Consider the following 25010-nt stretch of genomic DNA (forward strand, 5'->3'; position numbering starts at 1 on the left):
TAGCATGGCTTCTTCTTGGGCGGCGGTCAGCTGGTCGATTTGCTACTGGCTCTCCATGAGTTCGCAAGCGTCAGTGGCCCGCAACTTCTTTCAACGTGTAATTCTTATTAATTCGAAATTCACGAAAACTTTGCCCAAATCTTCAATTTATTCCACCTGCTCTGACAGTTCTGCCCACTCTTCCATGACCGCTTCCTGCTGGACAGTTAGTTGGTCCAGCTCGCTTTGGAGTTGAACCAAGTCAGCTGCATCGTTGGTGCTATGCATGGTTTCGGTGATGTCTTGGATTTTTTGATCCAGCTCTTCCATCTCCGCTTCCAATTGCTCAATGCGACGGGTGATTTTCCGGAGTTCCTTCTGGTTTTGCTTCTGCAAGTGATAGTCATTGCTAGTGACTTCTTCTGTCGAAGAAACAGGCATATCTTCTGCTTGTGCTGCAGAAAGAGCCTCTAACTCCGCTTTTTTCTCCAGATAATAATCATAGTCTCCTAGATAAAGAGTTGAGCCTTCTTCCGACAGTTCCAAGACTTGTGTAGCCACCCGATTGATAAAGTAACGGTCGTGGCTGACAAAGAGCAGGGTGCCGTCAAAGTCAATCAAGGCATTTTCTAGCACTTCCTTGCTGTCGATGTCCAAGTGGTTAGTCGGCTCATCGAGAATCAAGAAGTTGTTATTCTCCATGGACAGCTTGGCAAGAAGCAAGCGCGCCCGCTCTCCACCTGACAGCATGCCGACAGTTTTCTTGACATCATCCCCTGAGAAAAGAAAGGCTCCCAGGCGATTGCGGATCTCCACTTCTGGTGTCAGTTTAAAGTCATTCCAGAGCTCATCCAAGACACTGTTGTGAGGGGTTAGCTTACTCTGAGTCTGGTCATAGTAGCCTACCTCGACATTGGCCCCAAAACGAGCTTCTCCCTTGATAAAAGGAATCTGCCCGACAATAGACTTGATAAGAGTAGATTTCCCGATTCCATTTGGTCCTACAATAGCGACCGCATTCATCTTGCGGATATCCAGATTGATGGGCTCTGACAGGATTTGATCGTCATAGCCGACGGCTGCCTCTTCTACTGTCAGGACGACATTGCCTGATGTCTTATCGGAATGGAAAGTCATATGAGCAGACTTGGTCCCAGCTTCCGGCTTGTCTAGGCGCTCCATTTTTTCCAACTGCTTACGACGAGACTGGGCCCGTTTGGTGGTCGACGCCCGCACCAAATTGCGATTAACAAAGTCTTCCAGCGCCGCAATTTCTTTTTGCTGCTTCTCGTAGTTCTTAGCTTCAGTCAGCAGTTTTTGCTCTTTTTGCTCCACAAAGCTGGAGTAATTACCGACATAGCGGTCCAAGGAGTGCTTGGTCAGGTCCAAGGTAATGGTGGCAACCTTATCTAGGAAATACCGGTCGTGGCTGACAATGAGAAGGGCCCCACTATAATTGACCAGATAGTTTTCCAACCAGGCGATGGTCTCAATATCCAAGTGGTTGGTCGGCTCGTCCAGTACCAAGAGATTTGGTTTTTCCAAGAGCATCTTGGCCAGAGCGAGACGTGTATTTTGCCCACCAGACAGCTCTTCAATCTTCATCTGCCACATGGACTCATCAAACTTAAAGCCGTTGAGAATGGCACGGATATCTGCCTCATAGGTAAAACCACCTGCCTGACGGAATTCTTCCGATAGACGGTCATAATCCTGCATGAGTTTTTCTAAGTCAGCCCCAGTTTTTTCCCCCATCGCAAGCTCCATCTGCCGCAAGGTTTTCTCGGTCTTTCTGAGATCGTCAAAGACATGGAGCATCTCATCGTAGATAGTATTGGACGACTCAAATCGACTATCCTGGGCTAAATAAGAGAGAGAAAGGTCCCGCTTTTTATTGATTTCCCCAGAAGTCGGCTCTTCTTCTCCCACCAAGATTTTTAAGAGCGTAGACTTGCCGGCTCCGTTCTTTCCGACCAGGGCAATCCGGTCCCGTTCATCCACTTGCAGGCTGATATTATCAAAAAGAACCTCCCCTGCAAAAGAGCGTTCAATTTTGTTGGCTTGTAAAATAATCATAGTTTCATTTTACCTTACTTTTGACAAATTGACAATTGAAGAAAAGGCCAAACGCTAGATGCGCTTGACCTGTCCTAACTTTTTAAATAGCTGAGATATTGGAAGCCAATTGACTGTACTGATAGGCGAGAAAAAGCCCGATGCCAATCACCAGCAAAAGCAAGCCCCATTTGATGACTCCCTTTACAAAGCGAATCACAAGCAGGATCGTCATGGAGCCAATCAGCCAAGTGATGGCCGAATGGGAGAAGAAAGCTTGGACGGCTTCCTTATTGTCCCCGAAAAATTGACGGACTCCTTCAGGAGCATAGTTTTCCCAAGCCTGTTGAATGCCTAATTCATGGGAAATTGCTTGCCCTTTTTGGGATAGCCATAGAAAGATTCCAGAGTTAAACACAAAGAGTGCCACTTGTTCTGGAAAAGGTTCGAATAATATACAGTATACGTTTGATCATTCTTACTCCTTGTATAGTTGCCGAACAGCCTCAATATCCCGCTCTTGAATGCTATAAAAGGAACCAGCTGCCTGCATAACGGACTCTTCCTCAGTATGGTCCAAACCAATCGCATGGCCTAGTTCATGCTCAGCCGTATTCACAATCCGCTGATGGGAATAGTTGTACTGCTTATTAAGTAGGTAATAGCGATTCAAGCGAACGGTCACCCGTTTGAAACGATTGGTTAAAACATTGGTCTGAGATTCGGCCTCACCCGCTGCAGAAACCGTGCTATCATCCATCTCTGTCAAGAGGATATCGGCCTCTTCTTCACTGGTGACAAGTTGGAAAGTGAAGGCCCCTGTCTGATTCCAAGACTCAAGAGCTTCCTCATAGGCACGGGTAAAGGTCTCATCCATTTCAGGATCTAGATAAACTTTTGCAGTTGCCTGATCCCATCTTGCTCCTGTAGAGGTATGGCCATCTGTTGCTAAGTCCTCTTGAGCAGATGGACTTCCCTGACCCAGTAGAGGACCATCTCGATGAAAGTAAGCATCTACCTGGGTGACAACCGTTTGGGCTGCGCGACTGACTCCATCAATTCCGCTACCGGTTTTGCCACTAAAGAATAAAGCAGCAACCAGCAAAGCAAAACTAAGGGCGAGAGTCCAAAACAAGCCCCAAACAAGACTCCAAATAACCCGTATTAGAAAACGAATCATGGCTATAATGGTTCTCACAAGTTCCTCCTTTCCTTAGGAAGACCTTTGTTTAGGTCTAGAAGAGGTTATTTTACCTCAGTTTTCTTAAAATAAGCTAAAGGGTGACGTCATGAAAGGAAAAAGATCCAGTTGACAGCAAAGCCAACCGAATCCTTTTCATCCTGCTTCTTCTTTTATACGCAGCTTAGCGATGCACTGTTACTTTTCCAGTACGATAATCCAAACTAATCCCACTCTGGACATTTGGAACAAAAACGTTAAACTCTAGACTGCCATCACTCGATTTTGCTTCAATTTGACTGCCAACTGGTACCAAATCTTCATCTGAAGCATAGTAGAGAGTCACCCTATAACGGACCCGCTTATTTTTATCTAAGGCCTTCCGAACAAGGGTTTCATAGTAATTTTGTCCCGTTGAAAAACTGTCACGCGCTTGGTTGGCCCAAGCTGTTTGAACCGCAATATTTTTAGGATTCGTCATCGAGGCATCAAACCCATCTAAGTTGCCAATCAAGGCATAGCCGAGAAGATGGCCCCGATCAACCGCATGGTCATATTCCCCAGCTAAATTGGTTACTTGGTGCCAGCCAGCGGGAGCCCAATCTACATCCGTCTGTTCTCTCTTTTGGTATTGGCGTGTCGCCTTGGTCATCAAAGCGTTGGCAACTGTTGGGATCTCTCGTCCTTTTACATTCTTTGTCTTGGTATCTGCATAAGGAAGACTAGCAACATCCGCATCCAGATTGGTTTTATTCTGGTTAATGATGAAAGCGCCCGCTTCATTCCATTGAATGTTTTTTCCTAGTTTAGCTCGAACACTATCTGTCAGAACACTCTCCGCTAGTTCCTTACTCGGTGTTGCCTCTTGACTCGAAGTAACAACCGTTTGAACCTGAGAGTGACTTGCGACTGGCTGGGGTTGACTAAAGTAATAGCCACCGATGGAGAGGGCCGCTGCCACCACCAAGCCCAGTAGGGTTTGTCCTGATTTTTTCATTTTAAGTGGTTTCTTTTGATTGTTTGCCACACTGGTTTCCTCTGTTTCTACTGAATGGGAAAGAGCCTGGGATCACGATCTCAAGCTCCTCTTTTTGATAAATAGTTACTTACCTGAAAATTTCTGAAGGATTTCCTTCCAGGTATCTGGCGAGAGAATGGACCAAGGATCCTTTCCATTGCCAATGACACCATATCCAATGACCAAGCCAAGAGCGAAAACAATCGCTAAGATAGTAAGAACCAATAAGACGATTCCCAATTGTTTTCCGATTGCTTTTAATTTAGTTTTCATCATCATCTTCCTTCACACGACGTACATCTGCTCCAAGGGCCACCAATTTCTCATGGAATTTAAAATATCCACGGTCGAGGTGGGTTAACTTGCTCACTTTGGTTTCTCCCTCAGCCACAAGCCCCATTAAAATCAAGGTTGCACTAGCACGCAAGTCTGTCGACATTACTTCAGCCCCTTGTAAGCTAGCTCCACCTTGGATGCGAGCTGTATCTCTCATAATATCTGAATGTAAGCCCATCCGACGCATCTCTTCCAAGTGTTGGAAACGATTTTCAAATACCGTCTCAATCATAGTCGATTCACCAGAAGCCATGGCCATCAAAGCAGTAAATTGAGCCTGCATATCTGTAGGGAAGCCTGGATAAGGTAAAGTTTTTACCGTCACTGGTTTCAATTTAGAAACATCTGAGCGAATGCGAATGCCATTCTCTTCTTCCGTTACCTCAACGCCCATTTCTTGCATCTTAGAAAGAAGAGGGCGGTTGTGTTCCCAAATCGCATCCTCGATTAAAACGTCTCCACCTGTCATGGCTGCACCAACCATGAAGGTTCCTGCCTCAATTCGGTCTTGAACGACATTGTGAACCGCTCCATGCAAACGATCCACCCCAACAATTGTCAAGGTTTCTGTACCTGCTCCACGTACCTTAGCGCCCATCTTATTCAAAAGAGAGGCCAAGTCCACGATCTCAGGTTCGCGGGCCGCGTTCTCAATAACCGTTGTTCCATCTGCTAAGGTTGCTGCCATCATGATATTTTGGGTGGCACCTACGGATGGGAAATCCATGTAGATATGAGCTCCTCGAAGACGATCTGCTTTGGCTTCAATGTAACCAGCCGTTTGGGTGATTTTCGCTCCCATGGCTTCCAGACCTTTAAGGTGGAGATCAATAGGACGACTTCCAATGGTACAGCCACCCGGCATGGAAACTTTGGCATGACCATTTCGAGCCAAGACAGGACCTAGAACGACGATCGAAGCTCGCATCTTGCTGACATATTTGTAAGGCGCTTCTTCTGTTAATGGTTGCGTCGCATCAACGACTACTGTATTGGTTTCTTCATCAAACGTAACTTGTGTGTTCAAGCCACGAACGACATTGTTCATTGTAAAGACATCAGATAAAACAGGAACATTGGTCAAAGTTGTTGTTCCTTCACTGGCCAAAACAGTTGCTGCTAAAAGAGGAAGGACTGCATTCTTTGCTCCTTCGATTTTCACAGTTCCTACTAGGCGATTTTGACCACCATTTACAATAATTTTATCCATACTCGTTATTACTCCATTTCATTCAGTCACGACTACTATCATACCATAAATTCATCAAAAAAGAATCTAAAAGTTCCCGTTAAACAGTTGCCGACTGAATTCGTAAATACTGATAAAGAAGCTACTAGTTAAATAGCCTACACTAATGCTGATCAATAAAATAAGAAGCCGAATTTTCACAGCTGTATCGGCGCTTACCTTTAAAAAACGCTCCCACTGAACCACCGTTGAAAGAAGGTGGTAGGCAAAGGAAATAAACAATAAGTGACTGCAAAAAGTAAAAATCATTTGAATCATACCTCTATTATACCATAAGACAAAGTTTCCTTTCATATTCTTAAGATTCGAAAAAAAGAAGTCGATCCAATCAACTTCTTTTTATATTTATAATCGATTTCCGACATTAATCCGGTTAATAGCGCGTTGAAGGGCAATCTTGGCACGACGTTCCATATCAACAGAATGTTGGTCCTTGGCTTCTTCAAGGGCTTTTTCAGCACGCATTTTTGCACGCTCAGCCCGGCTAATATCAATGTCTCGAGCGCGTTCCGCCGAATCCGCTACGATGGTAATGACATTATCTACCACTTCGATAATCCCACCATTCACGGCGATCCAATCAATGTGTTTTTCGTCATCGACCCGACGGACCTTGACTTGGTCTACAGCCAAAACCGCAATGGTATTGATATGACGAGGTAAAATCCCTAATTCACCATCAATTGTCTTGACAGATACAAATGCGGCATGATGATCATAAACCAGTCCATCCGGTGTAACGATTTGGACGTTCATTTGACTCATCTTTCACCTCTTCTTAGAATCCCATTTTTTCAGCTTTTGCAATCACATCTTCGATCGAACCAACTCCACGGAAGGCATCCTCAGGCAAGTGGTCATGCTTCCCATCCAAAATTTCTTTAAAGCCACGTACAGTTTCCGCAACCGGTACATAAGAACCAGGTTGACCAGTGAATTGTTCCGCCACGTTAAAGTTTTGAGACAAGAAGAATTGAATACGACGGGCACGAGCTACCAAGGTCTTTTCATCATCAGACAATTCATCCATTCCCAAGATAGCAATGATATCTTGCAATTCGTGGTAGCGTTGAAGGACGCGTTTGACCTCAGAAGCCACTGCATAGTGCTCTTCTCCGACGATATCTGGAGAAAGGGCACGGGAGCTAGATGCCAATGGGTCCACGGCAGGGTAGATCCCCAATTGAACCAATTTCCGCTCCAAGTTGGTGGTTGAGTCCAAATGGGCGAAGGCCGTTGCTGGGGCAGGGTCGGTATAGTCATCGGCTGGCACGTAGATGGCCTGGATCGATGTAACAGAACCTTTCTTGGTTGAGGTAATCCGTTCTTGTAATTGTCCCATTTCAGTTGCCAAAGTAGGTTGGTAACCAACGGCTGATGGCATCCGTCCCAAAAGGGCAGATACTTCTGAACCGGCTTGAGTGAAACGGAAGATATTGTCGATAAACAAGAGAACGTCTTGACCTTCGACATCACGGAAGTATTCCGCAATAGTCAAGCCAGTCAAAGCTACACGCATCCGTGCTCCTGGTGGTTCGTTCATTTGTCCAAAGACCATGGCTGTTTTTTCGATAACGCCAGATTCTTTCATTTCCCAGTAAAGGTCATTCCCTTCACGGGTCCGTTCTCCAACTCCGGTAAATACAGAGATCCCACCGTGCTCTTGGGCAATGTTGTGGATCAATTCTTGAATCAAGACGGTCTTCCCAACTCCGGCACCACCGAAGAGTCCGACCTTCCCACCTTTCAAGTAAGGGGCAAGGAGGTCAATGACCTTGATCCCTGTTTCAAGAATTTCTTCTGAAGTAGAAAGCTCATCAAAGGATGGAGCTTTTTTATGAATGGATTCACGAGGAGCTTCTTCTGGAAATGCTTCTTCCAAGTCAATGGTATCTCCTAAGACGTTGAAGACCCGTCCAAGAGTTTCTTTTCCGACAGGTACAGAGATTGGACGACCAGTGTCCAATACTTCCATCCCACGAGTCAAGCCATCTGTTGATTCCATGGCAATGGTACGAACGACACCATCCCCAAGTTCAAGAGCTACTTCAAGAACGACTTTTGATTTTTGTTGGTCATTTTTATAGACTACAAGCGCATTATTAATCTCAGGGAGTTTATCGCCCGCAGCAAAAGCTACATCAACGACAGGACCTACAACCTGAGAAATTTTGCCTAAACTCATGTCATTCTCCTATTCTATTAAGTTTCTAAGCTTGGTCATACATATAAGCAAGCTTATTTTTGTATTGTTAAAATGTGCATCGAATCAACTACTCAAGCGCACTCGCTCCTGCAACAATTTCCGTAATTTCTTGCGTAATGGTTGCCTGACGAGCTCGGTTGTATTGAATGGTCAATTCATCAATTACCTTCTTGGCATTGTCTGTTGCTGTTTGCATGGCCATCATACCGGCAGCATTTTCAGCTGTTTTGGCATCAACGATGGCTCCATAAATCATACTTTCAGCAAACTGTGGAAGCAATTGATCCAAAATCGCATCTCGGTCTGATTCCAACTCCAGATTCAAGATATAATCTTCATCTGCTTCGTTGGGGTCCAAGTCAATGATCGGAAGCATTTGCTCAACCCGCAATTGACTGGTCAAACTATTGACGTGGTGGTTATAACAGACATACAATTCATCAAACAATTCATTTTGATACATTTGGACTGTCTTGTTAATGATCTTCCGCACTTCATCAAAGCTTGGTTGATCAGCTAGGCCACGTAGTTCATAAACCGGCTGGATGCCTCTTGCTCTAAAGAAATCTGCCCCAATACTTCCAATACAGATGACTTCAAAATCCTCACCCGTTGGATGGTATTCTTCCTTCAATTCCATGACAGACTTGAGAATAGAGGCGTTGTATCCTCCCACTAGTCCACGGTCAGAAGTGATGACAATATAAGCAGACTTTTTGACAGGCCGACTCTTTAAAAATGGATGGTACTTAGACTTATCATTCTCAGCCTCATGTCCATGTAAGAGGTCGGTCAATAGCTTACGAACCTTAGATGCGTAAATTTGGAAGTCCTTGGCAGCTTGCTCAGACTTCCCAAGTTTGGCAGCAGATACCATCTGCATAGCATTTGTAATTTGACTGGTATTCTTTGTCGATGCAATTTTATTTTTGATATCATTTAAAGAAACTGCCATCTGCCACTCCTATTTCTATTTGAAACTTGATTGGTTGACAAAGTCAGTAATCACTGCATCCATTGTTTCTTCACTTGGAAGATCTTTGGTCGTCCGAATGGTTTCAAAGATTTCTGGATGATGCACTTCTACAAAGGCAAACAATTCCTCTTCAAAGCGAAGGATATCATCAACAGGTACACTATCCAAGAATCCATGTGTCAAAGCATACAAGATGACTACCTGTTTTTCGACAGTTAATGGTTCATGGACTGGTTGCTTCAAGACTTCTACTGTCCGGCGACCACGGTTCAACTTAGCTTGAGTAGCGGCATCCAAGTCACTACCAAACTTGGTGAAGGCTTCCAACTCACGGTAAGAAGCTAGGTCAATACGGAGAGTCCCCGCAACCTTCTTCATAGCCTTGATTTGGGCTGATCCACCAACCCGTGACACAGATGATCCTGCGTCAATGGCTGGACGAATTCCTGAGTTAAAGAGGCTATCTTGCAAGAAGATTTGGCCATCTGTGATCGAAATTACGTTAGTCGCGATATAAGCAGAAATATCCCCTGCTTGTGTCTCAATGATTGGAAGCGCAGTAATGGAACCACCACCCAATTCATCCGATACTTTCGCAGAACGTTCCAATAAACGGCTGTGAAGGTAGAAAACATCCCCTGGGAAGGCTTCCCGTCCTGGCGGACGACGAAGAAGAAGAGACAATTCACGGTATGCAACGGCTTGTTTAGACAAATCATCATAGACGATTAAAACGTGTTTGCCATTGTACATGAACTCTTCGGCCATAGCAACCCCTGCATAAGGTGCAAGGAACAAGAGTGGAGATGGTTGTGAGGCTGATGCCGTCACCACAATGGTGTAATCCATAGCCCCATACTTACGAAGTGTTTCTACTTGTGTCCGAACTGTTGATTCTTTTTGACCGATAGCGACATAGATACAGATCATGTCTTGACCCTTTTGGTTCAAGATAGTATCAATGGCAATCGAGGTTTTCCCTGTTTGACGGTCTCCGATGATCAACTCCCGTTGGCCTCGTCCGATTGGAACGAGGGCATCAATGGCTTTCAAACCTGTTTGAAGAGGTTCTGATACAGATTTCCGTTGCATAACACCAGGAGCTGGTGTTTCAACTGGACGGAAGGTATCTGTTACGATTTCTCCCAAGCCATCCACTGGCTGACCAAGAGGATTGACAACCCGACCAATCAAGGCGTCCCCAGCAGGGACTTCCATGATTTTACCAGTCCGACGAATCGAGTCTCCTTCACGAATGTCTGTGAAGTCTCCAAGGATGATAATCCCGACATCTGTCGTTTCCAAGTTTTGCGCCATTCCGTATGAGCCGTTTTCAAAGATCAACAACTCCCCACTCATTGCATTTTCAAGGCCATGAGCACGCGCAATCCCGTCACCAATATAGGTAACGACTCCGGTCTCTGTGACGTCAAAATTTGGCTGGAAATTTTCAATTTGTTGCTTAATTAAAGCGCTGATTTCTTGTGCGTTAATCGCCAAAATTCACACCACTTTCTATTTCAAATTTGCTTTTATGACTTGCAATTGACGTTTGAGACTGGTATCAAGCGTCTTGTGATTTGCTGAAACCACAAAACCACCAATCAGATCTGGATCCAGTTCTTCTTTAAGCGAACGAACTTGGATACCAAATTTCTTTTCAATAATAGGGATCAACTTTTCTTTTTGAGCCTGATCCAGTCCGGCAACCGAAGAAACGGTTACTTCGAAACAGTTGCTCAGCTGTTGAATTTGATCCATACTAACTCTGACAATGTCATAAAATAAGGCTTCACGATGATTGAGAATAACCACTTCAATCAAATGGTCTAGTAATGCTGAATCCGAGTTTTGAAAGAGTCGAAGACTCTTCGCTTTCTCTTCATCCTCTACACCGATATGAGCTAAAAATGCAGCAAGGCCTGTTTCTTCAAAAACAGCCTTAATTTGACTTAATTTTTCATAAACGTCATCTTGCTGATTCTTTTCAAATACCAATTGAACAAAAGGCTGGGAATATTTCTCAATTACCATTAATTGCTTTTTGTCCATTAGGCATCTCCTAATTCATTTAGGTAGCGATCGATCAGTTGGCGATGGCCTTCAGAGTCCAACTGTTGGCTTAGCAATTTACCTGCCAAGTTGACGGTTAGGTCTGCGACATCTCCCTTGATACTGTTCATCGCTTCTTCTTTATTTTGCGAAATTTCTAATTGCGCTTTTTCTTTCAAGCGAAGGGCTTCTTGGTTAGCTTCACTAAGAATATGAGCCTTATTTTTTTCGGCTGTTTCCTTAGCCGTTTCAAGAATTGTCGTTGCTTCTTGACGACTACCTGCCAACTCCGCTTCGCGTTTTGCAGCTAGTTCCTCAGCCTTTTTACGGGCTGCCTCTGCTTCGTCAATATCGTTGGTAATTTTTTCAGCACGCGCATCCAAAATACTAGTAATATTACCCCAAGCATATTTCTTTACTAAAAAGATTAATAAGAGGAAGGAACCAGCGATCAGTATAAAGTCACCAATAATGGTACCAATTGTTAAATCCATCTTCTACTCCTCTACTTACTCTTCCTCACCGTTTATTTTTTTACCTATGTACATGGATGACAACATGGTAAATACATAGGCTTGGATACATGAAATGAAAATTGAAAAGGCTGTCCATAACATGCTTCCAATAAAGGCTACTGGATACCAATAAAAGGCTTGTTGAGACAAGGCTAAGAGCAAGCCTGCCAATACTTCACCGGCAAAAATATTCCCGTAGATCCGAATTGCTAAGGAAGCAAAATTGGTCACCTCTTCTAGGAGGTTCATCGGGGTCATAAAACCAGGAGTTGCAAAGGCCTTCAAGTATTCCTTAAAGCCTCGACGACGCACTCCTTCCACATGAGCGATCAAGGTGATCATAAAGGAGAGAGATAAGTCATAGCCGAGGTTAGCCGTTGGGGAAGTCCACAAGTTATAACCGTTTGTTGTTTGGATTTTTGCCATTAAGCCAATATTATTGGCCACCAAGATAAAGAGAAAGAGAGAAAACAAGAACAAAGAATAATCCTTCATATAATGCTCTCCAATGTTCCCCTTGGTAAAACTAATGACAAAGTCGTAAATCATCTCAAGAGCATTTTGTTTGCCCTTAGGACGGAGGGTCATTTTGCGACTTGCCCAATAGACAAAGGCAAAGACCATCAAAACAGTTACAAGAGACATGGCAAGTAGGGTCAAATCAAAGGATACTGGTCCAATATTTAGGGTTGGATTCACACTTTCTTCCAAGGTTTGACACCTCCTTTCCTAAATAGAGAAGTCTATTTAATAACGAAGGCCATGGCCAAGGTTACGAAGAAGGTACCTTCTACAAAGGCAATCCCAAGGATTAAAAGGCTACGTAATTGACCGATAATCTCTGGTTGACGAGAAGCAGCTTTGAAAAGATTACTCATAATCAATCCTTCAGCAATGGACACGCCGAAGCAGGCAAAACACAGACCTAAAAATGTTAAATTCATGATGAATTCTCCTTAAATAAATTTTACTCCTTTAGTTTACTCCTAAAAGATATAATAGTCAAATGTTTGCCTAGAAAGAAAACGTTTTATAGCAATTCTGTTACTACTTTCAAAATTCCTCTTGTCACTAGCTTTCAAAAGATTCTAATCATTTTTAGACGCTTTGTCTATTTTTGCTTTCAATAAAAATTTATACTATTTTTATCAGCAGGAGACCTAATTTTACCAAACATAAAAACTCATCTGCTCAGCAGATGAGTTCTTCGATTATTTGAAAATCGAGGTTTTGAAACTGTCCGTTTCTTGTAGCAATTTCTTAAAGACTTTCTCTTTCAGTGAAACAGTATTGTCAAATTTGACAGAGCCGTTACTTAGGGTTGCTTTATCTTTATCCACTGCTTCAGCAAATGCACGTTTCAAGTCTTCATAGCTATTGTAGGTTTTACCGTCGATGTCAATAGATTGAATTCCTTTTTTAGCGTTATTCACTACTTCTTCGAAATAAGCTTTCTTCCATTCTTCAAGATTATTGAATCTTCCATCAGAAATCTTCTGAATAACGAAATCATCCCCTAGAGTGGCAAGTCCAGCTTGTTTGGACTCTTGTTTATACTTGTTCGAAGCATATCCTAGGAAGCCTTTTTCATAGCCATAGTAACCCCAAATTCTGAAGGTATTGTGTTTGAAGGACATAGCTCCTGGAGCCCCTTCACTGGTGTTGCCACCATAGATCCCTGTCATCATTGGCACAGTCACATAAGCTGAACCAAAGTCAGATGGGTTATAGACTCCATTTCCAGGACCACGATTGGTCATAAAGTTGTTGGTAATGAGGTCATCTACTGTATGCAAAGCAATGGCTTTTTCCTCATCACTCAAAGGACGGACCTTATCGAATTGATTCTTGGTGTTAGCTCCTCGGTATTGTTTATCGACCTTCTTGAACCAAGCATTGTTCAAGTCTTGACTGCCTTTATTGAGAACAGCTTCCCCTTCTAGATAATCCAGAAGCATGAGGGCATCATTATAACCTTTCATGTAACGGTCAATCTCCTCACGTGAGGTGAGGTCATTTGGATTGGTATTGTACCATTGGTTGCCATCATTTGGACGTTCATAGGCCATATTGAGACCCAAGGCTTTGTATTCCCCATTTGGATTTGATACAGATGGGGTTTGGAGCATTCCTTGGGCAAAGGCTTCAATATCTGTTCCTTCGCGGTGTCTCCAACCACCTAAGTAAACCATACGGTCATTGACGTGCGTCGTTTCGTGCGTAAAGGCAGAAACCCCAAAATCACTGATCATATCCGTTACCATGAAGAAGACGGAATCATCTTTATAAGGATTTCCGTAAATTCGAGCCACTGCTCCCATGCGCCAATCTGTCGCATGGTAACGATCGGTTGGACCATACAACTCCCGAATTGGAGCGACATCTTTGCCACTGTTGGTGTGGCCATAACGGTCTGTACTAATGCCCTTGTAGTTTTGGTTATCAAGGACAGGGGTCGGCACCATATTATTGCTCTTCAAGAGTTGATTGCGTACCTTATCCGTTGCTAGACGTGACCAGAAATCTAGGTAATTCTGTTGTCCTTTAGCCACCTTATCAATTTCGGCTTTGAAGGCATTGCGTTCTGCTTCCGTGTTCTTGCCATATTTCTCGAAGGAACTATAGGCCATGGTATTGTAGGTTGAAATCAAGAACATATGAGCATCTTTTAAGTTCAAGAGTGGCAAGATCATTTTACCGTGAACATCATTATTTAAGCCCTCATAGGCTCTGTGTTTAGCAGACACGAATGCTGGGTTGGTCGTCTTAGGTTCCACAATATAGACATTGTCTTTGGTTGCTTTGATGAACCAATCATTCAAGTCTGTATCACTTGTAAAGAGCTCCATATTGTATTTCAGGAAGTCATTTAAGTTACCAGAAAGAGTCGATTTAGCCACAACTTCACGGAATGCATCGTGGGTACGAGTCCCTTTGATGTAGTCTTCTTTTGAACCAATTTCAATCAAACGGTCTAAGACATCAACATTCTTCCCATAGAAGTCTGGCTTGAACAACATGAGCTGCTTAAGATTGACATCATCAAACTTCACTCCATAATAGCGGTTGAGGTAAGAGAGACCCAAAAGAACAGCGGCCTTGTTGTCATCAACTTTCTTGATAAGGGCCCGTTTGGCAGCCTCATCTGTATTTAATTGATGGTCTTGGTTTTCAACCAGTTGTTTGACAAAGTGAGTCAGATTATCCTTGACTGCTTGGAAGCTTTCTTCAAGGTAAAGGTTCTTAATGGCATTGACTTTGTTAGGACCTGTTCGACCAAGATGTGTGTAGATTGGATCTGATTGTAATTCTACAGGACTTAATTTCCCTACGATAGCACTGATGAGATCGCTCCGGTCTTTGTCCACCATATTCGGCGTGTAGACTACTTCACCGAGCTCCGCTACACTGTACTCTTTGACTTGTTTGACTTTAGACTCTTTCGGTGAAATGCTGAAGACATCTTTGGTCTTATCTGCGTAGTGGATCAGGATGTGGTCCGCATCCGCTAATTCAGTGACAAAATCATTTCCCTTCATAGCGGTCACAGACAAGACTTCCTTGGTCAAGAGAGGACTAGTTGCAGCCAGTTTATTCCCTTGGTCGACAATCCATTCTTTATTATAGAAAGGTTGCAATTTAGCGATATTGCGGTAAGCTAGCTCACGAGTGGCATCGTAAGCAGTGATTGCCTTGTATTGATCGTCTTTGTTAACGAGGTTATTGAGCTTGTCTTCAATCGGTTTGCTGCTGGTAAATGTTTGAGCAGTGATTCCCATTGCTTCGATTTTCTGCTCAGCTTCTGCTAGTGAGATACTTGGAATTTTACGGGAGTTGTTAAAGGTTTTCTTCCCTTCACTCACGCCTTCCACACTGTAATTGCGCTTGGTTCTTGAATAGGTGAAGTAATCATCTGCGTCTATATCTGAGTGACCAAATACCATCTCACCCGTCTTGACTTTCATCATCGTGATGTTGTCTTCGATAGTCCCCAAGGCCCAGTTGGTCCCTAGTAATCCACCAGATTGCACCGCTTCTTTGAGTTCAATTGAACCTTTAGCAACTGAATTTCTGAGGACCCCTTCTTTACCAACCGTGTGGTTATTTCCACCATTTTGGGAGGAGTAGACGAGACCTGCAGCTTTGGCTTTGTTCCCAGTAATTTCAGCATCAACGTAAGCTTTTTCAACAACACCTTTCCAGTTTTCGCCAACAACACCCGCTAGATAGCCACCTTTGTTACCAGTAGCGTGCAGTTTCCCGATAAAGGCAACATTGCTGACCTTCCCACTACCATCAATTTTATTGACGATCCCTGCTACGTCATTGTTCCCGACAACACTTCCTGTTACTTTAACGTTCTCGACAGTTGCATTGTTTTTGATGATACCTGCGATTGGGGCTACTCGATCTGTCCCAGGTAGATCAATATTGACATTTTCAAGCAAGAGATTCTTAACCGAGCCACCTTCGATGTTCCCAAACAAGGGACGCGTGATATTATGGATGGCAAATTTGTTACCTTCTGTACTTTCCAAAATTCCCTTGAAGGCATTGGTTACATAAGATTTTCCTGCTGGCTGGACATTGGCCGCATTCATATTGCTACCCAATTTAAAGGTACCAGTCGGATTGGCTCGCATGGCTTTTACAAGTTCGTTGAAATTGTAGTAGACATCACCTTCATGAGCTTTTGGTTTCGCAATATAGTGGACATAGTCCTCATTGAACTGGTTGTCTGCAGTCCGTTGGACCAAATCTGGAGCTTTGGCTGTTACTTTGTAGAGGGTCGCGCCATCTACCGTCACTTCTTCGATTCTATCAACGGCTAGTTTCGTGACCTTATTATCATGGGTGGTAACTTTTAAGTAGTATGGCTTCACATCAGACGGTGTTTCAGTCAAGAGGCTGCTATCGGTCTCAAGACCTTGGTCATCCACGCTAATCAGACTGGTTTCCTTGATGTTTTTGATTTCAATTTTTTTAAGGTCAAGTCTTAGCGGTTCTTCCTTAAGAACTTCTTCTTCATCCCCATTTCCACGGTCATAGACCATGGTCGTTGCGAGCGTATAATCCTTGTAGTAGTCTAAGTCTGCTAAAGCAGCCGCTAAATCCGTCTCAGAAAGGGCAAAAGTTTTCACCACTTGATCGCCCTTCTTCAATACAGCCTGGATAGACTTGATGGTCACACCGTCTGGTTTATCCAAACGATAAGTAGCTTTGGCACTGCGCTTCAATTCTTCCTTATCGACCTGAGTCAAGGTTAAGGTAGGCTTTTCAAGTTCTTTGCTTCCTTTTTGAATGATCTGATCTTGGACTTGTTCAACTACTTCCTCAGAAACAGTAGGAGCATCCGCCGTTTTAACCCCCTTGATGGTCTTATAGACCTTGGTGATTTTTTTCTTCCCATTCTTACCAGCTTGAGAAACCCTTTCGCTTCCTTTTAACAAGGTAGCATCTTGTTCGGTTACCGTCTTAAATGGAATTTCCTCAAACGAAACATCCTCTGTTTGGCCTTCAATCGCCTTACTTCCTCGACTAATTTTTTCTGTCACAGGAGCTTTTACAGTTTCAGTTGTCGTACTGAGGGGCTCTCCAACTTTCTCACCATTGACTGTTTTATAGACACGGCGAATTTCCTGGCTACCAGCCTCGCCTTTTTGAAGGAGGCTCTCTTCATCGGTGTAACGATTGGCATCCGTTACATACTCTGTTGCATATGGGAGGGCCACCGTTTCTGTCTCTGTTACCGTCCCTTCTATTACTTGATAGGTTGGGTTCTCCGGTTGAACAGGAGCTTCGCCGACATGACCTTCTTCTTGGGTTCCCTTGGCTTCCACCAGGCCTGTATAGGCTGGAGTCTCTGGTTGAATGGGAGCTTCGCCGACATGGCCTTCTTCTTGGGTCCCCTTAGCTTCAACAACACCGGTATATTCTGAGTTCTCTGGTTGAACCGGGGCTTCGCCGACATGGCCTTCTTCTTGGGTCCCCTTGGCTTCCACCACACCGGTATAGGCTGGGGCTTCCGGTTGAACAGGCGCTTCTCCTACATGACCTTCTTCTTGGGTTCCCTTAGCTTCCACCACACCGGTATAGGCTGGGACTTCCGGCTGAACAGGCGCTTCTCCCACATGACCTTCTTCCTGCGTTCCCTTAGCTGTGACCACTGGGGCAGGTTGTGGACTTGGTTGAACATCCTCCTTGGTCCCGACAGCAAGAATTTGTGCAACTGGTTCTTTAGTAACCTTGCTTTCAACTACCTTGCGAACTTCATGACCATTTACCGTACTCACTTCTGTTAAAACAGTCTGTTCACCATTTTGTCCAGCTCTTAGAACCCTTGTTTGACCTTTTTCTAAAGTAGGATCTGCTTGTTCTACCATTTCAAACGGAATACTTTCTGTTGAAACTTCAACGTTTGGCTGGTCCACAATAGGAAAAGCAGGACCCTCTTCAGGTGTTACCTGCGATAGAGTCTTTCCTTCTGTTGCAGGTTGGGACACTGGCTTCTCCTCCACTCTTACATGAGGTTCTTGGCCCGTAGCTCTTGGATCAACTGGACAACGAAGGTAGCCAACATAGTCATAGCCTTCTATCTGGATGACACCATTGGCTAGTTCTTTACTGCTTGCAATTGAAAGAGTCTGATTGTAGCTTGCTAATTCAATATTTTGCAAGGCTGCGGCATCAATGGATAAGAGTAAGCTTTGCCCCATGGAACCAATTAATAGGAGTCCCATTACTTTTTTACGATGTTTTTTGGACAGCAAAAGAACTGCTAAAGAGGCAGTCCCTAAACTAAGGCCAGCAATCGCCAATTCGGTCGTCCCTGTTTGTGGCAATAGACCTTGACTAGGTGTTTTCTTCTTATAGACCAGATAAAAGGTATCTTCATTTTGATATTCTTCAGGAATAGCACGAATCACCTGAGCTTGTTCCTCAGGAGCCAACTCATTTTCCGTGACATACCCCATATGAACTGTCGCTTCTGCCGTGAATTGATCAGCTTGTACAGAAGGCGCTCCTAATACACTCCCTGCAAAAAGAAGGGCTCCAATAGCAACCGGACCCACTCCGACGGATAATTTTCGAATCGAATACTTGGTAATCTTTTCAAAAGCTTGTCTTCTTTGTTTCATCCTATAACTTCCTACATAGTAATATTTGTAAATCATAGGAAATCTCATTTATTTTTGGAAAAGGTCAACACTTTCCCTAAACCAGCTTCCTGTGATTTTTTACCTTTATCTATCTTATCTTTTTTCGTATCTTTTAGCAACTTATTTTACTTAGATTTTTTCCTTTATTTCATTCCCTATATTTTAGTTGCAACTTCTTACTTCCTCAAGAAAAAAACGCCTAAAAATAGGCGTTTTCATTCATCTTATAAGGACTGATAGAGATCCGCATAGTGTTGACTAGCCGTATCCCAAGAGAAATCACGACTCATGGCTTCTCTTTGGAGACCGTACCAAGCATCCTTATCATGAGTATAAACTGTCAAAGCTTGGTCGACAGCCCAATTCAACCAATAACCAGATAGGTTGTTAAAGCTAAAGCCAGTACCACTGCCATCAAGCACATTATAGGCTTGTACTGTATCTCGCAGTCCCCCTACCTCGTGAACCAATGGTAGCGTACCATAGCGCATAGCCATCATTTGAGATAGTCCACATGGTTCAAAACGACTTGGCATCAAGAAAACATCCGAAGCAGCATAGATTTCTTGCGCCAACTGGACATCAAACATAATATTGGCAGAGAGTTTATCTGGATAAGCTTGAGCAAACCAAGAAAAGGCATGTTCAAAACCAGGATCTCCCGTTCCCAAAAGAACGATTTGGATATCCTTTTGTAAGAGGTTATGTAATTCTTCAACCACCACATCAAAGCCTTTTTGTCGGGTCAAACGAGAAACGATTCCAAACAAGGGAACATCATCACGAACCGGAAGTCCGACACGTTCCTGAAGAGCTCGCTTACTTGCTGCTTTTCCTGATAAATCATCTTTATTGAAATGATAGGTCAAGAGCGGGTCTGTTTCAGGATTGTAGAGGTCTGTATCGATTCCATTCACAATCCCCGTTAATTTACCAGATTCCATGCGTAAGATTTGATCGAGGCCACAACCATATTCAGCTGTTCTGATTTCATAACTATAACTTGGTGAAACCGTCGTCACACGATCAGCATAGAGGATCCCAGCCTTCATCCAGTTTAAGCAATCTTTCCACCGAAGAGTGCCATCCTCATAACGCTCAAATCCAACTCCAAACAAATCCCATAACATCCCCGGGTCAAACTGACCTTGGAACTCTAGGTTATGGATGGTCAAGACAGACTTAATACCATTGTAAGCTTGAATCCAACGGTATTTTTCCTTAAGAAGGAAAGGAATCATGGCTGTATGGTAGTCATGAGCGTGGACGATATCTGGAATGAAATCTACACGTTCCATCATCTCAAGCGCAGCCAATTGGAAGAAGGCAAAACGCTCCCCATCATCAAAATCTCCATAGACGTGTCCTCTAAAGAAGTACTTTTGATTATCAATGAAGTAGAAGGTAACACCATCTCTAAAAATACGTTTTACCCCAACATACTCACTTCTCCAACCTACCTTTGTAGTAAAGTGTAGCACATCTTCAATCTGATCGCCAAATTTTGCCTCCACCATATCGTAATAAGGAAGGACGACACGGACATCATGTCCCTTTTTAGCCAAGGATTTAGGAAGTGCTCCAATCACATCTCCCAAGCCCCCTGTTTTTGAAAAGGGAGCTCCTTCAGCGGCAACAAACAATAATTTCATTATCCAATATCCTCTGTAATCACAGCACCTTTTTTAATCACAAGAGGTGCTTCCTTAGTTCCACGAATGGTAACGCCAGTTTCAACTACGACGCCCTTGTCAAGAATCGCATGCTCTACGACTGCTCCCTCATGGACAACAACACCTGGGAACAAGAGACTGCTACGAATTTCTGCCCCCTTGTGAAGATGAACACGACGAGAAATGACAGAATCATGTACCAAAGCTTCGACAATGCTTCCTGAGGCAAATTGCGAATTCTTAATTTGCGAACCAGGAGCATAGTAAGTTGGCTCTTCATTTTTTACCTTGGTATAAACTTTTTGATTTGGTGAGAAGAGAGACATGAATTTGTTGGTTTCCAACATGTCAAGATTAGCGCGGTAGTAAGATTCAACAGAGTGAATATTGGCAATATAGCCAGTGTATTCGAATGCGAAGGCACCGTGTTCTACTGCTAAATCACGAAGGATATAACGCAATTTTTCTGGATGTTCTTTATGGATTTCTGCTTCTAATTTTTCAATCAACCATGGTGTATCAACGATAAAGATATCCGTTGACATATTATAGAGAGCATCTGGATCAGTTCCATCAAACAACTTTTGTCCACGTACATGATCTGTCTCATCGATTTCTAAAACCGCATTTACTTCAGAGATGTCACGATGATGCATCTTTTTGTACACCACTGTGATTGGTCTGTCAACGGTATTGTGCAAGTGGAAGACTTGGTTCAAATCAATGTTTACTAAGATATCACAGTTAAGAGCGACTGTCTGGTTCGAACCAGAGCGTTTCAAATAGGTCAATAGTTGCTCATAATATTCCTTGCCAACGTTTGAACTTTCTACTGGAGTGTTGTAGATACCGAGATAGTAGTGACTCAAAAGAGTTGACAAGCCCCACTCACGACCAGAGCGGATATGGTCAAAGACAGAACTGATATTTTCTTGCTGGAAGATACCAAATACACTACGGATTCCTGCGTTAGCAAGGCTAGAAAGCGGGAAGTCGATCAAGCGATATTTCCCATCAAATGGCAGACTGGCAACAGGACGATGATCTGTCAATGACGACATATCATGGAAGCCTACTGTGTTTCCTAAAATGGCTGAATACTTATCAATCTTCATCTGTTGCTACCCCCACTTTTTCGTTATATCCAACGACTTGTACTTCTTCCGTTCCATCGATGACAACACCTTCTGAAACAACTGCTCCTTCACCGATAATAGCACGTTTAATCACAGCACCTTGACCGATAATGGCACCACTCATGATAACAGAATCTTCAACGACTGCACCTTTACGAACTTGTGCTTCCGTAGACAAGATAGAACGTTTTACTGTTCCGTCTACCAAGCACCCATCCACTACCAAGGAATCTTCAATATGGGCATGTTCGCCAAAGAAGTTTGGTGGTGAAATCAAGTTACGAGAATAAATCTTCCAGTGACGATCCCGGCTGTCCAAGGCATTGTTTGGATCAATATATTCCATATTCGCTTCCCAGAGAGATTCAATAGTCCCCACGTCTTTCCAATAGCCATTGAATTCATAAGCATAGACACTTTCTCCAGATTCAAGGTAAGTTGGAATGACGTTTTTACCAAAGTCAGACATATCGATGTCACTCTTCTCTGCAGCCACTAGCATGTTGCGAAGACGAGACCAGTCAAAGATATAAATTCCCATAGAAGCTTTTGTTGATTTTGGCTCTGCAGGTTTTTCTTCAAATTCGACAATTCGATTGTTGGCATCCGTATTCATAATTCCGAAACGGCTAGCTTCTTTTAAAGGCACATCCAATACAGCTACTGTAAGGCTGGCATTGTGATCTTTGTGAGACTGAAGCATGTCGTCATAGTCCATCTTGTAGATATGGTCTCCAGAAAGGATCAACACGTACTCTGGATTGATGCTATCGATGTAGTCGATGTTTTGGAAAATCGCATGACTTGTTCCTTCAAACCAACGATTTCCTTCACTTGCAGAATAAGGTTGAAGGATAGAAACCCCAGTATTAATACCATCAAGACCCCAACTAGAACCATTTCCGATATGGTTGTTTAAGGCAAGCGGTTGATACTGAGTAATCACGCCAACATTGTGGATACCTGAGTTGGCACAGTTGGATAAGGCAAAGTCAATAATACGATAACGTCCCCCAAATTGCACTGCAGGTTTGGCAATGCTTTGAGTGAGTTTTCCAAGGCGAGTTCCTTGCCCACCAGCAAGGATCAGAGCTAGCATTTCATTCTTCATTGATTACTCCTTTTTGGATTGACGAGACCTTCTTCCCACTTCTGAGAAGAGGTGCTGTAACTTCTTCTACAAAGTTAGGAATGGGATCATAGACTGCGATCAGTTGATCACCAACAACTATTTTTTTGTTTTAGACACATTGGAACGAAGTTTACGTTTCACTTTCCATACACTAGCTCCAAGAGCCGGTAAGGTGAAGGTCAAGGTTTGTGGATAATCTTTCCATAATCCCTCTTGAGTCTTCACTTCCTGGTTGTGCTCTTTCCAGACACCTCCCCATTTCTCTAATTCTGTATTCCAAATTTCTTCATAGACTCCAGCAACAGGGACGCCGACTGTAAAGTCCTTGCGCTCTACTGGGGCCATATTAAAGATACATAGCAGATGATTCCCTTTTTTATCCTTACGAGTAAAGGTCAAGACACTTTGATCTCGGTTATCTGCATCAATAATCTCAATACCATCATAGCTATCATCAATTTCCCAGAGCATCTTGTTATCTTTGTAGAATTGATTGAGCTGGGAAGTAAACTCTTGCATCTTGCGGTTCATGTCATCTTCCAGATTGGACCATTCTAGCTGTTCTTCAGACTTCCATTCTAAGAATTGGCCGAACTCTGAACCCATGAAGAGCAATTTCTTACCTGGGTGACAAATCTGATAGGTCAAGAGGTTTCGCAAGCCAGCGAACTGGTTGTAGCGATCTCCCCACATCTTATGCATAAGACTCTTCTTCCCGTGGACCACTTCATCGTGAGAAAATGGCAACAAGAAGTTTTCAGAGAAGGCATACATAAAGCTAAAGGTCACCAAGTTAAAATCAAATTTCCGATAAATAGGATCTTCCTCGTAGAAGCGAAGGATATCATTCATCCAACCCATATTCCACTTGTAGTCAAATCCTAAACCACCATACTCTTCTGGACCAGTAATCTTGGTGCCAGATGAACTTTCCTCCGCTACCATGATAACATCCGGATGTTCTGATTTAATCACAGCATTCATCCGCTTAAGGAAATGGATCCCCTCATAGTTGAGATTTCCACCATCAATATTTGGTGTCCATGGTCCACTATCATAGTCTAAGTAAAGCATGTTGCTGACCGCATCGACCCGAATTCCATCCAAATGATAAAACTCAATCCAGAACTTCACACTAGAGATGAGGAAGGATTGGACCTGGTTTTTCCCTAGGTCGAAGTTCAAAGCTCCCCAGCCATAGTTGTGGGCACGATGATGGTCTTGGTATTCAAAGGTTGGTGTTCCATCGTAATAAGCCAAGGCATCATCATTGATGGTAAAGTGTCCTGGAACCCAGTCCACAATCACCCCGATGTTATTCAAGTGACAGGCCTCAACAAAATCCTGAAACTCTTCCGGTGTTCCGTAGGTATGCTCTAAGGCAAAGTAACCCATCAATTGGTAGCCCCAACTTAATCCAAGCGGGTGAGCCATCACCGGCATGAACTCCACATGGGTATAGTTCATTTTTACCAAGTAAGGAATCAAGTCTTCCTTCAACTGAGCAAACGAATAAGGGCTTCCATCTTCGTTGCGTTTCCAAGAACCTGCGTGAACTTCATAAATATTTACTGGACGAGATCTAAAGCCAAGTTTTCTCCGTCTCGCCATCCAGAGTCCATCTTTCCATTTCCGCTCAGGAATCTCCGTAATGACTGCTCCAGTACCCGGACGTTTTTCCATGCGGACTGCTAAAGGATCCACCTTCATCAAGCGATGGCCATTTTGTCTTGTAACATGGAACTTAAAGATATCGCCAACTTGAGGTGCAGTTGTAAAAACTTCCCAAACACCAGCTTCGTTTCGCACCATAGGAATTTCATTTTCTTCCCATTGGGTAAAATCACCTACTAGGTGTACTGCCTGAGCATTTGGAGCCCATACACGGAAACTATACCCTTCCACACCATCTACTTGCTCTTTATGAGCCCCTAGATAATGTTGAAGATGAAAGTTCTCCCCAGTTCCAAATGTATACAATGCTTGTTTCGTATCCATTCACTCACCTCTCTCGCTTTTATGTAAGCGCTTCCTATTAGTATTATTCTACTATAAATAGTTGAAATATTCAAGATTTTTTCTTGAATATTACGATGAAAATTTATGAAAAAATTTTGAAACTTCCATTATTTCCCTGAAATTTCCTAAAATAGATTCAGAATTGTTCACCTTTCAAACTATCTTTCTAACATTATACTATAAAAATAATTGTAATTAAAGCTATTTCCGAAAATTTTTAGAAAATTTAGATTTTTTGTTTTGATATAGGGATATCTACTCTATTTTTATTCAGCTACTTCCTTTATAAGACAAATAAAGTAGCAAAATAAAAAAGCTACCACC

General features: G+C 43.2%; 20 protein-coding genes. All 20 read right to left on the bottom strand.

From position 1 onward, the window contains the following. Positions 1–147 precede the first annotated feature (147 nt). Positions 148–2055: an ABC-F family ATP-binding cassette domain-containing protein gene (locus EAI95_RS03570; protein ID WP_129822212.1), complete on the bottom strand. Its 1908-nt coding sequence runs from the start codon at positions 2053–2055 to the stop codon at positions 148–150. Positions 2056–2137: 82 nt separating this feature from the next. After that, positions 2138–2452: a hypothetical protein gene (locus EAI95_RS03575; RefSeq protein WP_238662888.1), complete on the bottom strand. Its 315-nt coding sequence runs from the start codon at positions 2450–2452 to the stop codon at positions 2138–2140. A gap of 60 nt (positions 2453–2512) precedes the next feature. Further along, complete coding sequence (locus tag EAI95_RS03580; RefSeq protein WP_129822214.1) at positions 2513–3232, bottom strand: matrixin family metalloprotease; 720 nt, start codon at positions 3230–3232, stop codon at positions 2513–2515. Between the two features lie 166 nt (positions 3233–3398). Beyond that, entirely contained in the window at positions 3399–4211 is an 813-nt protein-coding gene (locus EAI95_RS03585; protein WP_155223237.1) for a DNA/RNA non-specific endonuclease, read from the bottom strand. Between the two features lie 105 nt (positions 4212–4316). Next, entirely contained in the window at positions 4317–4505 is a 189-nt protein-coding gene (locus EAI95_RS03590; protein ID WP_006596916.1) for a DNA-directed RNA polymerase subunit beta, read from the bottom strand. After that, complete coding sequence (gene murA / locus EAI95_RS03595) at positions 4495–5778, bottom strand: UDP-N-acetylglucosamine 1-carboxyvinyltransferase (protein WP_006596619.1); 1284 nt, start codon at positions 5776–5778, stop codon at positions 4495–4497. The genes EAI95_RS03590 and murA overlap by 11 nt, the downstream gene beginning before the upstream one ends. 66 nt (positions 5779–5844) lie before the next feature. Beyond that, positions 5845–6075: a DUF1146 family protein gene (locus EAI95_RS03600; RefSeq protein ID WP_129822216.1), complete on the bottom strand. Its 231-nt coding sequence runs from the start codon at positions 6073–6075 to the stop codon at positions 5845–5847. Between the two features lie 87 nt (positions 6076–6162). Continuing rightward, complete coding sequence (locus tag EAI95_RS03605) at positions 6163–6582, bottom strand: F0F1 ATP synthase subunit epsilon (RefSeq protein WP_129822217.1); 420 nt, start codon at positions 6580–6582, stop codon at positions 6163–6165. A 13-nt stretch (positions 6583–6595) separates the two neighbouring features. Beyond that, complete coding sequence (atpD, locus tag EAI95_RS03610) at positions 6596–8002, bottom strand: F0F1 ATP synthase subunit beta (protein WP_129822218.1); 1407 nt, start codon at positions 8000–8002, stop codon at positions 6596–6598. Between the two features lie 88 nt (positions 8003–8090). Further along, positions 8091–8978: a F0F1 ATP synthase subunit gamma gene (locus EAI95_RS03615; protein WP_031573410.1), complete on the bottom strand. Its 888-nt coding sequence runs from the start codon at positions 8976–8978 to the stop codon at positions 8091–8093. 15 nt (positions 8979–8993) lie between these two features. Further along, positions 8994–10499: a F0F1 ATP synthase subunit alpha gene (gene atpA / locus EAI95_RS03620; protein WP_129268804.1), complete on the bottom strand. Its 1506-nt coding sequence runs from the start codon at positions 10497–10499 to the stop codon at positions 8994–8996. Between the two features lie 15 nt (positions 10500–10514). Beyond that, complete coding sequence (locus EAI95_RS03625) at positions 10515–11051, bottom strand: F0F1 ATP synthase subunit delta (protein WP_120702143.1); 537 nt, start codon at positions 11049–11051, stop codon at positions 10515–10517. Further along, positions 11051–11545 carry a F0F1 ATP synthase subunit B gene (gene atpF / locus EAI95_RS03630; RefSeq protein ID WP_023026624.1) on the bottom strand — a complete coding sequence of 165 codons (495 nt, stop codon included), beginning with the start codon at positions 11543–11545 and terminating at the stop codon, positions 11051–11053. The genes EAI95_RS03625 and atpF overlap by 1 nt, the downstream gene beginning before the upstream one ends. Before the next feature lie 15 nt (positions 11546–11560). Further along, positions 11561–12277 carry a F0F1 ATP synthase subunit A gene (atpB, locus tag EAI95_RS03635; RefSeq protein WP_117744049.1) on the bottom strand — a complete coding sequence of 239 codons (717 nt, stop codon included), beginning with the start codon at positions 12275–12277 and terminating at the stop codon, positions 11561–11563. A 32-nt stretch (positions 12278–12309) separates the two neighbouring features. Next, positions 12310–12510, bottom strand: a complete 201-nt coding sequence (locus tag EAI95_RS03640) for a F0F1 ATP synthase subunit C (RefSeq protein ID WP_006596628.1) — start codon at positions 12508–12510, stop codon at positions 12310–12312. Positions 12511–12777: 267 nt separating this feature from the next. Next, positions 12778–18705 carry a ZmpA/ZmpB/ZmpC family metallo-endopeptidase gene (locus EAI95_RS03645; RefSeq protein ID WP_129822219.1) on the bottom strand — a complete coding sequence of 1976 codons (5928 nt, stop codon included), beginning with the start codon at positions 18703–18705 and terminating at the stop codon, positions 12778–12780. Between the two features lie 245 nt (positions 18706–18950). Then, a complete protein-coding gene (gene glgA, locus EAI95_RS03650) occupies positions 18951–20378 on the bottom strand; it encodes a glycogen synthase GlgA (protein WP_129822220.1) in 1428 nt (475 codons plus the stop codon). Next, positions 20378–21514: a glucose-1-phosphate adenylyltransferase subunit GlgD gene (gene glgD, locus EAI95_RS03655; RefSeq protein ID WP_129822221.1), complete on the bottom strand. Its 1137-nt coding sequence runs from the start codon at positions 21512–21514 to the stop codon at positions 20378–20380. The genes glgA and glgD overlap by 1 nt, the downstream gene beginning before the upstream one ends. Then, positions 21504–22646, bottom strand: coding sequence for a glucose-1-phosphate adenylyltransferase (locus tag EAI95_RS03660; RefSeq protein ID WP_048717190.1), 1143 nt, complete (start codon positions 22644–22646; stop codon positions 21504–21506). The genes glgD and EAI95_RS03660 overlap by 11 nt, the downstream gene beginning before the upstream one ends. Positions 22647–22763: 117 nt before the next feature. Beyond that, positions 22764–24665, bottom strand: a complete 1902-nt coding sequence (glgB, locus tag EAI95_RS03665) for a 1,4-alpha-glucan branching protein GlgB (protein WP_129822222.1) — start codon at positions 24663–24665, stop codon at positions 22764–22766. Positions 24666–25010: the final 345 nt, after the last annotated feature.

It is taken from the genome of Streptococcus sp. bf_0095 (genome assembly GCF_004166885.1).
Classification (GTDB): Bacteria; Bacillota; Bacilli; order Lactobacillales; family Streptococcaceae; genus Streptococcus.

Excerpts from the sequence above, each read along its gene's own strand:
- EAI95_RS03570 (WP_129822212.1), bottom strand. The coding sequence starts at position 2,055 with ATGATTATTTTACAAGCCAACAAAATTGAACGCTCTTTTGCAGGGGAG.
- EAI95_RS03600 (WP_129822216.1), bottom strand. The coding sequence starts at position 6,075 with ATGATTCAAATGATTTTTACTTTTTGCAGTCACTTATTGTTTATTTCC.
- EAI95_RS03605 (WP_129822217.1), bottom strand. The coding sequence starts at position 6,582 with ATGAGTCAAATGAACGTCCAAATCGTTACACCGGATGGACTGGTTTAT.
- murA (WP_006596619.1), bottom strand. The coding sequence starts at position 5,778 with ATGGATAAAATTATTGTAAATGGTGGTCAAAATCGCCTAGTAGGAACT.
- glgD (WP_129822221.1), bottom strand. The coding sequence starts at position 21,514 with ATGAAGATTGATAAGTATTCAGCCATTTTAGGAAACACAGTAGGCTTC.
- EAI95_RS03585 (WP_155223237.1), bottom strand. The coding sequence starts at position 4,211 with ATGAAAAAATCAGGACAAACCCTACTGGGCTTGGTGGTGGCAGCGGCC.
- EAI95_RS03625 (WP_120702143.1), bottom strand. The coding sequence starts at position 11,051 with ATGGACAAAAAGCAATTAATGGTAATTGAGAAATATTCCCAGCCTTTT.
- EAI95_RS03590 (WP_006596916.1), bottom strand. The coding sequence starts at position 4,505 with ATGAAAACTAAATTAAAAGCAATCGGAAAACAATTGGGAATCGTCTTA.
- atpD (WP_129822218.1), bottom strand. The coding sequence starts at position 8,002 with ATGAGTTTAGGCAAAATTTCTCAGGTTGTAGGTCCTGTCGTTGATGTA.
- EAI95_RS03640 (WP_006596628.1), bottom strand. The coding sequence starts at position 12,510 with ATGAATTTAACATTTTTAGGTCTGTGTTTTGCCTGCTTCGGCGTGTCC.
- EAI95_RS03660 (WP_048717190.1), bottom strand. The coding sequence starts at position 22,646 with ATGAAGAATGAAATGCTAGCTCTGATCCTTGCTGGTGGGCAAGGAACT.
- atpF (WP_023026624.1), bottom strand. The coding sequence starts at position 11,545 with ATGGATTTAACAATTGGTACCATTATTGGTGACTTTATACTGATCGCT.
- glgA (WP_129822220.1), bottom strand. The coding sequence starts at position 20,378 with ATGAAATTATTGTTTGTTGCCGCTGAAGGAGCTCCCTTTTCAAAAACA.
- EAI95_RS03645 (WP_129822219.1), bottom strand. The coding sequence starts at position 18,705 with ATGAAACAAAGAAGACAAGCTTTTGAAAAGATTACCAAGTATTCGATT.
- EAI95_RS03615 (WP_031573410.1), bottom strand. The coding sequence starts at position 8,978 with ATGGCAGTTTCTTTAAATGATATCAAAAATAAAATTGCATCGACAAAG.
- glgB (WP_129822222.1), bottom strand. The coding sequence starts at position 24,665 with ATGGATACGAAACAAGCATTGTATACATTTGGAACTGGGGAGAACTTT.